The sequence below is a fragment of the Sulfurimonas sp. genome (genome assembly GCF_029027405.1).
Classification (GTDB): Bacteria; Campylobacterota; Campylobacteria; order Campylobacterales; family Sulfurimonadaceae; genus Sulfurimonas.
On record NZ_CP093396.1, the window covers coordinates 2,610,455 to 2,624,384 of the forward strand.

Genomic DNA, 13,930 nt, shown 5'->3' on the forward strand with positions numbered 1-13,930 from the left:
TTCCTTTGATAATAGGAATTAAACCTTTTAGAATAATTTTGATATTGACTATCAATATATTGAAGTATATACTACAAATAATAAATATATACTAAAAGGAACATCGTGATAAACAAAAAGAAAATGACACTATCGTTAATAACAAGTCTCTTGTTAAATACTCAAATCATTGCAAATGATGTAACAGAAATGGAAAAGTTAACCGTTACAGCTCAAAAAAGTGAAGAAAATGCACAAAAAGTACCTATTAGTATCTCAGTATTTAATGATACTGCAATAGAAGATAAATCAATATCAACACTCGATGATATCGCTAAATATACTCCAGGATTATTACTTTTTAATACAGGACAAGAGGGATTAACCTCTCCATCTATAAGAGGTATTGGAGCGAATATTTTATCTTATTCAAGTCCTGTTAGTCTTTATGTTGATGGTGTACCAACAATGAATAGTTTTGGTTTTACTGATTTATTAGGAGATGTTCAAAGGATTGAAGTTCTAAAAGGTCCACAAGGAACACTTTATGGAAAAAACTCTGAAGTTGGAGTCATTAATGTTATAACAAAAAAACCAGATAATGAAACAAGAGCAAAGGTTTATACAACACTCGGAAATAATGGAAGAGTTAATATTGGTGCTAATTTATCTGGAGCTATCATAAAAGACACATTGTACCTTGGTGTCTCTTTAGCACATAATGAAAAAGATGGTTTCATTAAAAATATAGCCACTGGCAAATATGTAAATCACAAAAAAAATAATTATGGAAAAATATATTTACGATATACACCAACAGACAACTTAGAAATATCAGTAATAGCTTCTAAAAGTAAAAATGATAATGGAGCGCATGACTGGGCTAGTGCTAGAGATGGTGTGCCTGAAGTTTCTTCAAACCTTGAAGGTTCTTCATCTCCTGAGACTGAAAACATGGCCTTAAAAATAGACTACAGTATTAGCAGTTCAAGCAGTATCAAGTCTATTACAACTAAAAGAAAACATACAGATGTGGCGACAGTTGATACAGATTTTACACAACAAACTATTAGGCACTTATATAAAGATTATGAGTTTAACACTATTTCTCAAGAGTTCAGATATGAAGCTAAACTATCAGATATAAAAATGGTTTCAGGGGTCTATTTTGATAAAGAAGATAATGATATTTATATAAAATCAATTACTATGTTTGACCCTACAGGTTCTAGAGGCAAACCTCAGAACTTATCTTCACATAGTATTGGTGTTTTTGGAAATATTATCTATCCTTTTGCTGATAGCTGGTCTCTTAACACTGGAATTAGATATGACAAAGAAGATAAATCTATAGAGGTAAAGAGTACAAATATACAATTAAATAAGAGTTGGAGTCATATTTCACCTAAAATATCACTTCAATACACATTTGATAAAAGCAGTATGACTTATATAACTATTGCCAATGGCTATAGAGCTGGTGGATTTAACCCCCATGCAACACAAAATAAAAAATCCTATGATGAAGAGTCTCTACTCTCTTATGAGTTAGGCTATAAAGGAATGTTTTTTAGTAATACAATCAAGTTTAATGCTAGTGCTTACTACATGAGTATCAATGATATGCAGGTTGAAGAGACTTTAATTCCAGGTATTGTATATATGGTAAACGCAGCAAGTGCGACTTCAAAAGGAGTTGAATTAGAATTTGAAGCATTACTAAATAGTGAATTTACATTTTTTGCTAATGGTGGCTTTAATGATACTACCTTCGATAAATTTACGGACCATACAGGTGATTATAGTGGAAATACAAATCCGTATGCTCCAAAATATAACTTTAACTTAGGTACACAGTATAGAAATAGTTCAGGATACTACGGAAGAGTTGATTTGAATGGCTATGGCAAAACTTACTTTGATAAAGCAAATAAATACTATCAAGATGCCTATGAATTAGTCAATATTAAAATAGGATATGAAGCAGAACATTACGATATATATCTGTATGCAGACAACTTATTTGACAAGGAGCATAATGCACCTGGTGCTTACTTCAGAGGAACAACAACTATCTTTAAACAAGAGAGAGAAGTTGGTATAAAACTGGCATATAGATATTAAGATACGAGGAAATAAAATGGAAAATGGAATAAACAGATATATAAAAATGTTACTTGAACAAAATAAGACAGAGGTTTTAGCTATCGCTTTACAGTTGAAGCTTTTTAACTACTTAGAAAAGCAAGATATGAGTCTGGAGTGTTTAGTAAAAGAGTTAAATACTAATGCTAAAAATACAAATACCCTCTTAAAAGCACTGGCCATGATAGACCTAATATACAAAAAGGATGATTTTTATAAAAACACAGAAGTAACTAAAAAATACTTTATATACGCTGCTTCTACATATTGTGGAGATGTCTTTTTGCACAGAAATGAGATGTTAAATCATGGAAGAAAAGCTATGTCTAGCCTTGTAAGTGAAGGTGCTAAAGATGTGGCAATGGCTAAAAATCCTAAAAAATGGGCAACTGCTTCAAGAAAATTTTTAAAACAAGAACAGACTAATCTTATCTCAAAAAGTGTAGTTGAAATCGTAAAAAACTTAAAAGAGTATCCAAAGATGACTAAGATGTTAGATCTAGGTTGTGCTTCAGGGGTTTTAGGCTTGGAAATAGTAAAGTCACATCCAACTATGAAAGGTGTTCTTTTTGATTTCCCTGATGTTACAGATGTCGTTTCAACTCATATAAAGGAGTATAACTTAGAAGATAAAGTATCCATTTTGTGTGGCGATATTCAAAACGATAATATAGGAAGTAGATATGACTTAATTTGGTGTAGTAATATATTTTATTTTTTAGATAACAAAACAGATGTTTTAGAAAAAATATATAAAGCACTCAATCCAAATGGGATTTTAGTAAGTGCGCATGTAGAGGTTGGAGAAGAACCTCAAGAATATGAAGATAGCTTTTTTTATTTTCTAGGACTCAATCTCCAAGGAAGAACTATTTTTAAACCGATGGAGCTATCTAATATTTTAGAACATACAGGGTTTAGAACTATAAACTCATATACAACATCAGAATTCCCTATGACTCCAACTCAAATACATATAGCAAAAAAATAAGACAATGGATAAAGCATTATTTAAAAAGAATATTTTGTTTGGAACACTTTACACTGCATTTTTAGCTCCTTTCATATTTTTTATGTTAGGGCTACCTATGATACTTCAGATAGAAGGCTTTGAAGCTTCTCTTATTGGGATGTTTCAGATGGTTGGACTCCCTAGTGTAATAAAATTTTCACTCTCCCCTCCCATTGATAAGTTTGTGTTTGAGAAAAATCATTACAAAAAATGGATAATTGGTACTGGTGTTATTTATGCTGTACTTTTATTTTCTATAAGTTTTTTATCTTTAAAAGATGATTTGTACATAGTTCTGATTGTAATTATGCTAACAACCTTAGTATCAACCTTTATAGATATTCCTCTAAACGCTCTGTCCATAAAGATATTTACAAAAGAAGAGAGATTTGTAGCAGGTTCATATAAGGCTAGTTCTTATTTTGTTGCAGGTATCTTAGGTGCTGGAGTATTTTTACTCTTTTATAATCATATAGGTTGGAGAAATACTTTTATGATTATGTCTGCAATGGTTTTAGTCGCTCTACTTATTTTAATGTTAATAAGTGAGAGTGATGAGATAATAAAAGAAAAAAAAGTATCTTTTGAGACGATTCTATCATTTTTTACACAAAAAAATATAGGAATTTGGATATTTCTGTTATCTTTTTATTTTGCATTTTATACTACCCCAATATGTCAAGACAACTTTTTCAAAAATCTAATTCCCTAAATACCTGTTACCCTATGCTACATTTTCACTAGATTTAGTGTAATTCTCATCATTGATTTTTAAACTATCATAATAAACATTCATAGGTTTTTTATATTTCAATGTCTCATGAAATCTTCTATGATTATAAAATTCTATATAATCCTTAACATCACTTTTGAGAATTGATACTCTCTCATATTCATTGAGGTATATTTTTTCAACTTTAGCACTTCTCCAGAACCTCTCAATACAAATATTATCTGTTGCTCTACCTTTACCATCCATAGAGATAATTATGTCATTATCTTTTAATGTTTGAGTGTGGATACAGCTTGTATATTGTGACCCTTGATCAGTATTAAATATCTCAGGCTTACCATAGAGTGCGAGTGCTTCATCTAGTACACCCATGACTAAATCTGTATCCATTGTGTTGGATATTCGCCAAGATAATATTGCTTTAGAATACCAATCAATTATGGCAGCCATATAGACCATACCACCTTTAATTTTAATATAGGTTATATCTGTTGACCATACTTGGTTTGCTCTTACGATATCTAATCCTCTTATTTTGTAAGAGTATTTATGATGTTGCTTGTCCGCCCAGCTTGTATTTGGTGGTCTTACAGCTAAAACAGCCTGTAAACCTAACTCTCTACGGTATGCCAGCACTGTGTTGGGACTGACACGAAAACCATCCTCTAGTAGTTGATGATACACTTTCATATAGCCATAGCTTGGTATCTCTTCAAATACTTTTTCTATATGTTTTTTAATTACATTTTTAGCAAGATTTACCATTGGTGCATAGAACAAATTACTTCTGTTATAGTTAATAAGATTACATTGTTTTACAACTGATAATGCCTTATTTTCATCTCTATCAATCAACTCCTTTTTATAGCTAGAGTCCAAGCTGCTTAACTTTCCCACCGCCCAGTCCTTCTCTACTGTTAGTTGACCTACAACCTTTGCATATTCATCAAGTTTAGCTTGTAATCTTACATTCTCTTCTTTGTACTCTTTAATTACTTTTGCAGGTTCCATCGCAACTTCTGCATTTTCCAAAAATATCTTCTTCCAATTTTGTAAGTTTTTTGGTGTGATATTATTTACACTTGCTATTTCATTTAGTGTCTTATCTTCTTTTAAAACTTCTAAAACTAACTTTGTCTTGAATTCTGCTGTATATGTTGTTCTTTTTCGACTCATAAGATTACCTTCTATTTTTATTGTTTAATTTTACTCTTTTAAGAATTAAACTTTAGAAATAGTTGTTTGATTTTCTTGGGGTAGTATATTTATAAGTGCTGTATGGATTTTTATGAAACCTTACCTCATAAGCAAAGGAATAAATGCTGATGAAGTAGCTATGTATGTAGGTATTTACGGAAGTGGGGTAGGCTTTATAGGTGGTGTCCTGGCTAGTTTTATATCTAAAAAATTCAGTAAAAAGACGGTACTTATAAGCTTTGCAATATTTAATGTTGTTGCCATTGTAATCCTTATTTTTATAGAAAATTATCAATTAACGATACCATTACTACTTCTAGCCGTCACATTTACAGCACTAGCCATCGCACTGTCTTCTGCGATCATTTTTTCTATGATTATGGACTATAGTCGCGATACTTCAAGAGGGGTTGACTATGCAGTTGCGTCAAGCTTGTTTTCATTTACGAGGATTATATCTGCTGTAATCGCTGGTATAATCATTTCAAATATGGGATTTGGTATGATGTTCTTATTTGAAATGATAGGAATGATTTTAGTTGTTTTCATCATTTTTAGGTTTTATAAAGAGCAAGAAGTATAGTTAAAAATAATACTTCTTGCTCTTCATTAAATCCTTATGTAATATCCCCCACTCTTTAAAAAAAGCATTTGTAAAACTGCTAGTATGTTTATATCCAAGAATAATTATTTAGATCATATTTCTCCAAATGAATTTGAAAAAAGATATAATAAAAAGGTTAAAAATAATATGTTGCTAACTGACTAAATAAGTGTCTCTTAAATAGGGAACATTCCAAACTTCAAATAGTCAAGCCGTTAAATGAGAAAGGAACATGGAAAAAATAAAATTAAAATATGCACCAATGATTATTGTCATCTATTTTTCAGTGATGGGGTTAGCTATAGCATTATTGATTAGTGTACTTAAATACTTTATGGAAGGTAGTTCAATTATAAAAATTCTTGAAGCACCTTTATCTATATCTATTATAGTAACTCTTATTGGTTTAGTTTATTGTGAAGTTAGTTCTTGGATAAAAAACTTATGGATTGGTTCAATTATATTTGGTATTTTATCATCAAATCTATTTATATTTTCACTGCCTATATCATCATTAGTGTTTAATGGAGAAATTGGTGCTTTAGCACCATTAAATTTATATTTAGCATTAACTTTATTGGGAAGTCCTCTTTTAGGTTCAATATATTTTACGATAAAAAGAAGTAAACTCTTTTGACATCCCACAACTTTTTAAAAAAAAGTTGCAAAAAAATGCTAAGCCCTTCGAAGTGATAAGAAAACAGAAAAAAAATCGGAATCACAACCGTTATCTATAAAGTACATGGAGTAATATGGAATTTTCAACAGAAATATTATTAATTTTATTTTTTGTGGGGATACTTGCAGGAATAATAGATACTATAGCAGGTGGAGGTGGATTAATAACTATCCCCGCACTATTATTTGCAGGTATGCCTCCAGCAACAGCACTTGGAACAAATAAATTACAGTCAGTTTTTGGTACTTTTACTGCTTCTCTGTATTTCATTAGAAAAAAAATGATTAAATTAAAAGATATGAAATTAATGATTATTATTGCTTTTTGTAGTTCCATATTTGGAGGATGGGCTTTATTAAAAATTGATTCATCTTTGCTAATTAAAATTGTTCCTATTCTTTTAATTTTAATTGGAATATTTTTTTTATTATCTAAAGATATCGGTAAAGTAGAAAAACATAAAATAGTATCAACTGTTTTTTTCACATTTACATTTATAGTAATAATAAGTTTTTATGATGGTTTCTTTGGACCTGGTACAGGTTCATTTTTTACGATTGCTTTTATATATTTATTAGGTAACAATATATTACAAGCTACAGCACAAACAAAAATATTAAATTTTGCCACAAATTTAGGTTCATTATTGATTTTTTCTTTTTTAGGAGAAATATATTTATGGATTGGATTAGTTATGGGATTTGGTCAAATAATTGGTGCAACTATAGGTGCTAAACTAGTTATATCAAAAGGACAAAAATTAATACGACCACTTGTAGTAATTATTAGTTTTGCGATGTCTTTTAAATTATTATTCTATTCATAATAAAATATATAACAAGTATTTTGAAATAACTCCCTATTAAGGAGAGCTATTTATATCGCCAATCTTTAAACGAAACTCGAAATAGTAGGGAATACATAATTGGCACAAATACTAGTGTCAAAACAGTAGCAAACAGAAGACCAAATATAATCGCTACTGCCATTGTTTCAAACATAGGATCATGAGAAATCCAAAGAGGAAGCATTCCACCCACAGTTGTGGCAGTAGTCAGCAAAATAGGTCGCAATCTTTGCTGAGCAGCTTCAAAAATAGCATTTTGCGGTGTTAGCTCATTCTCTTCTATCTCAATCTTAATACGATCAAGTAAAACAATAGCATTATTGATAATAATACCCGCCAAGGCTACTATACCAAGAATTGTAAAAAATCCAAAAGTTGTTTTAGCAATTATTAATCCAGATGTAACACCTATCATTCCTAAAGGAATAGTTAGCAGGACAATAACCATTTTACGAATAGAGTTAAATTGTCCTATCAGCAGTAGAACTATAATCATTCCAGCCATAGGTAATCCACCGATAATAGATGCTGCTGCATCATTGGAAGCTTCTGCTTCACCCCCTTGTTCATACTTGTAACCTTGTGGCCATTTTTTTGCATCATTAACTAACCATGGAACTAAGATATTATTAACAGTAGTTACCGATGCCCCTGGGATAAGTTGCACATCAACAGTGATAGTTTTAAGTCTACCACGACGCTTAATAAGCCCTGCTTGCCAAACCATCTCAACATCTGCTACCTGCTTAAGTGGTACCTGTGACCCAGAAGCTGAGGCATAAATAGTAATACCGTCAAGTTTACTTATGTCTTGTCTGTCAGATTGAACAGAACGCAGCGTAACAGGTATCAAAGTTTCACCTTTACGATATTGAGTTAAATCAATACCTGAAAGACTTGATTCTAGAGATAGAGCAACATCCTGACTTGTTACACCCGCTCTGAACGCTCTTTCTTGATTAACTTTTACTAATAGTTTTTTAGTAGGTGGACCCCAGTCATCAATTACAGATGCGACATCTGGAATACTATAGAGCTGTTCTTTTAAATCAGAAACAATTTTATACAAAACATCTTGATCTTTTCCTTGTATTCTAATAGAAACTGGGTAGCCAACAGGAGGACCATTTTCAAGTTTTTTTAATTGTAGCTGAAGGTCTGGATATTTCACTTGAATATGCTTTTCTAATGCCTGAGAAAGTTTGGTAATTAATCTATAATCAGTAATATTTAGAACCATTGCAATATGCCTAGAACTAGGTGATCCTGGAGTATAACCAAGTACAAATTTTGGTGCCCCTGTACCAATAAAAGTCATCCAAGTAGTAACCCCAACTTTATTTTCTTCTGTAACAAGCCATTCTTCTTGGAGATACTTCTCTATATCATAAGCAATTTGTTCAGTTGTTTCAATTGATGTGCCAATAGGCATATCAAATTTTGCATTAATAATCGGATCAGTTGAAGGTGGAATAAATACTTTTGCAACGATGCCAAGCCCATTAATACTTAACACAAATAACATAATAATAAGTGCAAGAACAAGAAGTTTAAACTTCAATGAAATAGCTAAGATTTTTCTGTAAATACTATAGCCCTTACCTGAAAACATACCTTTATCATCATTGTTTTTTATTTTAATTTTTATAATTTGCTGTGCTAATAATGGAATAAATGTCAATGCTATTACCCAAGAGAGTATTAATGCGATGGTAACAACTTTTGCAATATCACCAGTAAACTCGCTTAGTGCAGATTGTGCTATTAAAATTGGTAAAAATGCTGCTGATGTTGTCAAAGAAGAGACAAGAAGAGGAATTAGCATCTCTCCCCCAGTAGCAATAACAGCTTCTTTCTTATCTTCACCCTTTTGCAAACGAACAAGAATACCTTCCGCCATTACAATACCGTTGTCTACCAATAATCCCAAGGCAATAATTAAAGCGGCTAGAGACATTTTGTTTATGCCTATTGCAAAATAGTCCATTGCAACAAATGTAATTGCCATAACAACAGGGACAAGAAGTGCAACGGTAATACCAGTTCTAAAACCTAGAAATACAAAAATTACAATAAATACCGTTATAACTGACTGCGCAAGGTTACTCATAAAACCATTGACGCTTGTCTCAACTAAGTCTGGCTGAAAAGCAACAGCTTCAACTCTAAGTCCATGAGGATAGCGTTCTTCAAGAATAGGCATAACACTCTTTAGCTTTTTACCAAGTTCTAAAATATTACCACCATCTTTCATGGATACAGCTATAACTAGCGCTGGTTTTCCATTGGCATGAACAGCGCTCTCTTTAGGATCTTTATATCCAGCATAGACATTTGCGATATCTTCAAGATAGAGCATTTCAGAACTATTTGGAATATTAATAACAGCGCGTTTTATATCTTCAAGCGATTCAAAATTTCCACTTGGTTCTAATGCGATGCGCTCAGAACCAATTAAAACATTACCTCCGGAGCTTAAGATATTTATATTTTTTAAGGTATTGCGTAATGAATCTGGCGAGAGACCCAATTTTTGCAGTTTGGCATTGTTATACTCTACAAAAATTACCTCTTTTTGATTACCATGAATATCAACTTTCGCGACTTGCTTAAGAAGTAAAAGGTTATTGCGTATTTCATCTGCTATATCTTTCAATTCTATATAACTGAAACCGTCTCCGCTTAAAGTATATACCATGCCAAATACATCGCCATACTCATCATCAACTTGAGGAATGCTAGCCTCACTTGGCAAGTCACCTTGAACTGTTTCAACTTTTCTTCGTACTTTATCAAAGATAGGTTGCATTTCCTTGTATTCATCTTTAAAGGTAGCGTTGATAATAGAAACGCCCATTTGGGAATCACTTGTTACATTATCAAGTTCAGGCATCTGTTGAATTACTTGTTCAATCTTATCTGTAACTAACTGTTCAACTCTATCAGGACTAGCGCCTGGAAGATAAGTCGTTATAGCCACAGTCCGAATTGTAAATCCAGGGTCTTGAGCTTTTGGAAGCTTAAAGTAAGTACTTATTCCAAATGCCATTAAGGCAAATACTAAAAAATAAGTCAGACGATTATTGCGAATGGCTAAGCGAGTAATATTCATAATCTCTTAATCCATTTTGACAATCAAGTCATCGCGAATGACGCTCATTCCTGCTGTTACAACCTTGTCTCCTGCTTGAACTCCTTCGAGTATTTCAATCCCAGATGAAGTTAATTCACCAATGCGAACTGGTTTTCTCTTAATGATGCCTTCTCCAGCAGTTTTAGATGCTATAAGAACAAAGATATAACGCCCTTGAACATCCTCTCCTACTGCAATAGGAGGAAGATATATATTAGAACTTTTTTTATCTTTTTTATTGTCAATAAATGTTACTTCAGCTGCCATTCCTGAGCGTATATTTGAGTCATAGCTCTCATTGAGAGTTAATATAACTGGAAATGTTGTACTTGTTGAAGATCTAACACTTACTTCTGTAACTTTGGCACTAAACTCAGTATTAGTTATTGAATTAAATTTAACTTTAGCAAACATGCCTTTTTTAATACTATTGATGTAGTTTTCAGGAACTGCTATCTTTACTTCATTGACTTTACCACAAGCAACACTAACAATATGCTCCCCTGCTGTAACATTTTCATGAAGCTCTTTAAATACTTCGGATACTGAACACTTTTCCCTACTTCGTAATTGTGTATATTTCAGGTCAAGTTCTTTTTGTTTTAAAGTCTTTTTTGAAGAAGCCTCTTGAGCACGCGCAGATTCTGCGGATGTTCTAGCAGACTCAAGCTCTTCTATAGAAATATTATTATTTTCGTATAACTCTTTAGTCCGTTGATAGTTTGATCTTGCCTTTCTACTATCAGCTTTCATCTGTGCTAATGATGAGCGTTGTTTGTCTACCTCTAGTTCAAATGAGACCTTTTCAAGACCTGCAATAGCATCCCCGCGTTTAAGCTTATCACCTACTTTAACGGAGATCTTTTGAATGATACCACTCACTCTAAAACTAAGGTCTGCCTCATGTTCAGCTTGTGATGTACCAAAGTAGGTATGAGAACGCCCATTTGCTGATATATCTACTGTTATAAACTTAACAGGACGAAGAGTTTTTACAATTTCTTCTGAGCTTTTTTTATCTTCACAAGCTGTAAAAGACAATACTATTAAAGGTAGTATTATTAAACAATATTTTTTTTTCTTATTCTGAAGTGTTTTTAACATAAGTTATTTTCCTAAAATCATTTTTTTCTTAATCTCTTGAACAATTGATTGACGCTCATCATCACTCAAGAAAAAGTCAAAGTTACCAATAGATCGTTGTAGATACATTAAATCTATCAAAAATTGATAGGTGGCATTCACAGCATTAAACTTAGCTGTTAATCCAGAGTTCTGGGCATCTACAAGATCAATAATCCCAGCTGTTCCTTTGCTATAAGCATCATAAACTAACTCATAATTCTTTTTTGACGAGTCTGCTGAAGCTTGCTGTAAATCAATGGACAATTTTGATACTTGAGTAGCATGCAAATTTGCACGAATTTTTTGTTCAATAGAATTTTTTGAGTCTAGCAATTGCAACTGAAGTTGTTTTAACGTCAGATATGATTGTCTTACCTTACTTGAGCGTGCTCCACCTTCATATAATGCTAATGAAAGATTTATTCCTATGCTCCAATCATTTTCCCCCTCTTTAGAGAAAGTTTCATTACGACTATCATAATAAGTACTAGAATAATCTCCATTCAAAGTAGCTTTTGGCATATAATAACTACGATTTTCACTTTTAAGTATACGTTGCTCGGTTGCAATATTTGCTATATATGTGGCAATTTCAGGTGATGCATTTAATCCAAGTTCAATAAGCACCTTACTTAAGATGTGAAAACTTGCTCTATTAGCTATTAAGCCTGAGAGTTCAGGATCGTTCATTATTAAGACAGGATTATCAATTAAAGCTGGAGCAACATTAAAAGGTTCATCTAGGGGACGATTTAATATCTGATTTAGTGCTTCTTTAGCTTGTTTAAGAGTAGATGAAGCACCTAAGAGATCTGCCTTTGCGGTAAACAGTCCACTTTCCCATCTATAGATATCAGCCTTGCTGGCTGTACCAATCCTTGCTTTACTCTGTGCTAATTCCAAGTTTATACGAGAAAGTTTTACATTCTCTTTTTGAACATCTAATAATGTCTGTGATTTTAAAACATTTAAAAATTTGACCGTTGCATCTTCTATGACATCAAGCTCTGTCTGTTTATGTTCTGAAATTCGTGCTTCTTGTCGTAATTTCTCAATATCCAAATTTGACCAAGCTGTTTCGCTATAAAGTATTTGACTTAGACTAAGCGAGGCTGAACCATTTTGTTTTCCCATAGCATCGGAGTCATAACCCCCGCGAAACTGATGGTTCGCACCAATAGATAGTTGTGGTAAAAGAGTTGCTTGACTCTCATTGATTATTTCTTCTCCTAGTGCTATATTTAGTTTTGAAGCTTTAATGCTTAGGTTTTCTCTAAGCGCTGTATCTGCAACTTTGTTGAGGCTCCAATGTATAGAAGCATTTTCCTTTTCATTTATTTTTTTTGCTTCAAGCATCACTGCAAATGATGGTGATATATGTAAAAGATGAGCAGTTTGCATATTTATAATCAATTGTCGTCGGTCATTTATAAATATTTTCATATCTTTAAGGTCATTACCTAGTAACAAAGTCTGCAAGTTTAGGGCAATACGACGAGCACGCTGTTGAGTATTAACGGATGGTATTGTAGTCATTAAAGCACCCTGTTCTACAAGTTCTGAATCAACGATACTATAACTAGGTAGTCCTCGTTCAATTAGTTTCGTTAAAAGTTCTGTTTTTTGTTCTATGCTCATTCGTGGTAAAGTACCGATCATAACTGCGTCTATTTCTTTGGGAAATTTAGAAAAAAGATCCTCTATGCTACCGCCATTGTGTTTTACAGGGGTGATTTTAATATCTAGTTTAGATGCTACTTTCATACCCTTATTGTGCAGGTTAGGCATTACTTCAGACATTAAAGCATCGCTAATCATTGCTATATGTTTAAAATCAACCACTTCACGAAAAGCCTTTAACTCTCTTTGAAGATTACCCTGAATTGAGATATAGCTAAGGTTATGTTTGCCCGAGGTATTACCTTTGACGGGTGCATTAGACAAACGCTCATCAATAATGGTCGATACAAGGGTAGGTTTAGAAAAACTTTTTTTATTAACGGCGACTACTGCAGAGCCGTAACCTAAAACTAATACAATGTCGACTTTAGGGTTCTGGTACAGATTTTCTAGGGCAGATTCAATACCTTTTTGTTTCCATTCGCCACTAAGCTGATATTCTTTAGGTAAACGAATGTTAAACTCATCTCTTGTTAAAAGCTGAATTTCACTATTGACAAGAGCAATGTTTTTTTCTATAGCTGATGAGTACCCGTCAATAACAACACCAACAATAATCTGCTCTTTTGCTTGAATGACGGTAGAAAAAGAAATTACTATAAAGATGTAAGAAAAAGCTTTTAGTAAAGTAAATATTTTTCTAAACATAAATTAATCTTTGCAATCTACAAGTGTAGTGTATATATTGTCTGAAAGTAACATTCCGATACTAATATTAATGATTTCCATAATTATCCTTCGTATAATAATTTTACTAATTTTATACAACCAATACTTAAACACTTGTTAATAACAA

At 32.4% G+C, this 13,930-nt stretch carries 10 protein-coding genes; 6 read left to right on the forward strand and 4 right to left on the reverse strand.

The genetic code is table 11. The features are described from left to right. The first annotated feature begins 105 nt into the window (after positions 1–105). Genes MOV42_RS12790 through MOV42_RS12800 form a run of 3 tightly spaced genes read left to right on the forward strand, consistent with a single transcriptional unit; the run spans position 106 to position 3,848 of the window. Entirely contained in the window at positions 106–2,103 is a 1,998-nt protein-coding gene (locus tag MOV42_RS12790) for a TonB-dependent receptor (protein ID WP_324171564.1), read from the forward strand. Positions 2,104–2,119: 16 nt separating this feature from the next. Beyond that, entirely contained in the window at positions 2,120–3,115 is a 996-nt protein-coding gene (locus MOV42_RS12795) for a class I SAM-dependent methyltransferase (protein ID WP_324171565.1), read from the forward strand. 4 nt (positions 3,116–3,119) lie between these two features. Next, positions 3,120–3,848, forward strand: a complete 729-nt coding sequence (locus MOV42_RS12800; protein ID WP_324171566.1) for an MFS transporter — start codon at positions 3,120–3,122, stop codon at positions 3,846–3,848. A 12-nt stretch (positions 3,849–3,860) separates the two neighbouring features. On the opposite strand, the gene MOV42_RS12805 is transcribed toward MOV42_RS12800, so the two are convergent. Further along, positions 3,861–5,045 (reverse strand): IS3 family transposase, encoded by a 1,185-nt coding sequence (locus MOV42_RS12805; RefSeq protein WP_324171567.1) that lies wholly within the window; start codon positions 5,043–5,045, stop codon positions 3,861–3,863. 91 nt (positions 5,046–5,136) lie between these two features. On the opposite strand from MOV42_RS12805, the gene MOV42_RS12810 reads away from it, so the two are divergent. From MOV42_RS12810 to MOV42_RS12820, 3 genes are all read left to right on the forward strand, one after another. Further along, on the forward strand, positions 5,137–5,649 hold the full coding sequence (locus MOV42_RS12810; RefSeq protein WP_324173031.1) for an MFS transporter: 513 nt from the start codon (positions 5,137–5,139) through the stop codon (positions 5,647–5,649). A 253-nt stretch (positions 5,650–5,902) separates the two neighbouring features. Then, positions 5,903–6,307: a hypothetical protein gene (locus tag MOV42_RS12815; protein ID WP_324171568.1), complete on the forward strand. Its 405-nt coding sequence runs from the start codon at positions 5,903–5,905 to the stop codon at positions 6,305–6,307. Between the two features lie 115 nt (positions 6,308–6,422). Further along, the gene (locus tag MOV42_RS12820; protein WP_324171569.1) at positions 6,423–7,175 is read left to right on the forward strand and encodes a TSUP family transporter; all 753 of its coding nucleotides are present in this window, start codon (positions 6,423–6,425) and stop codon (positions 7,173–7,175) included. Positions 7,176–7,221: 46 nt separating this feature from the next. Here MOV42_RS12820 and MOV42_RS12825 read toward each other — a convergent pair whose 3' ends face one another. From MOV42_RS12825 to MOV42_RS12835, 3 genes are read right to left on the reverse strand one after another with little or no spacing between them, the layout of a single operon-like run. Continuing rightward, positions 7,222–10,308, reverse strand: a complete 3,087-nt coding sequence (locus MOV42_RS12825) for an efflux RND transporter permease subunit (RefSeq protein WP_324171570.1) — start codon at positions 10,306–10,308, stop codon at positions 7,222–7,224. Between the two features lie 6 nt (positions 10,309–10,314). Continuing rightward, complete coding sequence (locus tag MOV42_RS12830; RefSeq protein WP_324171571.1) at positions 10,315–11,433, reverse strand: efflux RND transporter periplasmic adaptor subunit; 1,119 nt, start codon at positions 11,431–11,433, stop codon at positions 10,315–10,317. 3 nt (positions 11,434–11,436) lie between these two features. Beyond that, positions 11,437–13,782, reverse strand: a complete 2,346-nt coding sequence (locus MOV42_RS12835; RefSeq protein WP_324171572.1) for a TolC family protein — start codon at positions 13,780–13,782, stop codon at positions 11,437–11,439. Positions 13,783–13,930: the final 148 nt, after the last annotated feature.

Coding starts and splice junctions, on each gene's coding strand:
- MOV42_RS12820 (WP_324171569.1), top strand. CDS start 6,423: ATGGAATTTTCAACAGAAATATTATTAATTTTATTTTTTGTGGGGATA.
- MOV42_RS12825 (WP_324171570.1), bottom strand. CDS start 10,308: ATGAATATTACTCGCTTAGCCATTCGCAATAATCGTCTGACTTATTTT.
- MOV42_RS12815 (WP_324171568.1), top strand. CDS start 5,903: ATGGAAAAAATAAAATTAAAATATGCACCAATGATTATTGTCATCTAT.
- MOV42_RS12830 (WP_324171571.1), bottom strand. CDS start 11,433: ATGTTAAAAACACTTCAGAATAAGAAAAAAAAATATTGTTTAATAATA.
- MOV42_RS12835 (WP_324171572.1), bottom strand. CDS start 13,782: ATGTTTAGAAAAATATTTACTTTACTAAAAGCTTTTTCTTACATCTTT.
- MOV42_RS12795 (WP_324171565.1), top strand. CDS start 2,120: ATGGAAAATGGAATAAACAGATATATAAAAATGTTACTTGAACAAAAT.
- MOV42_RS12805 (WP_324171567.1), bottom strand. CDS start 5,045: ATGAGTCGAAAAAGAACAACATATACAGCAGAATTCAAGACAAAGTTA.
- MOV42_RS12800 (WP_324171566.1), top strand. CDS start 3,120: ATGGATAAAGCATTATTTAAAAAGAATATTTTGTTTGGAACACTTTAC.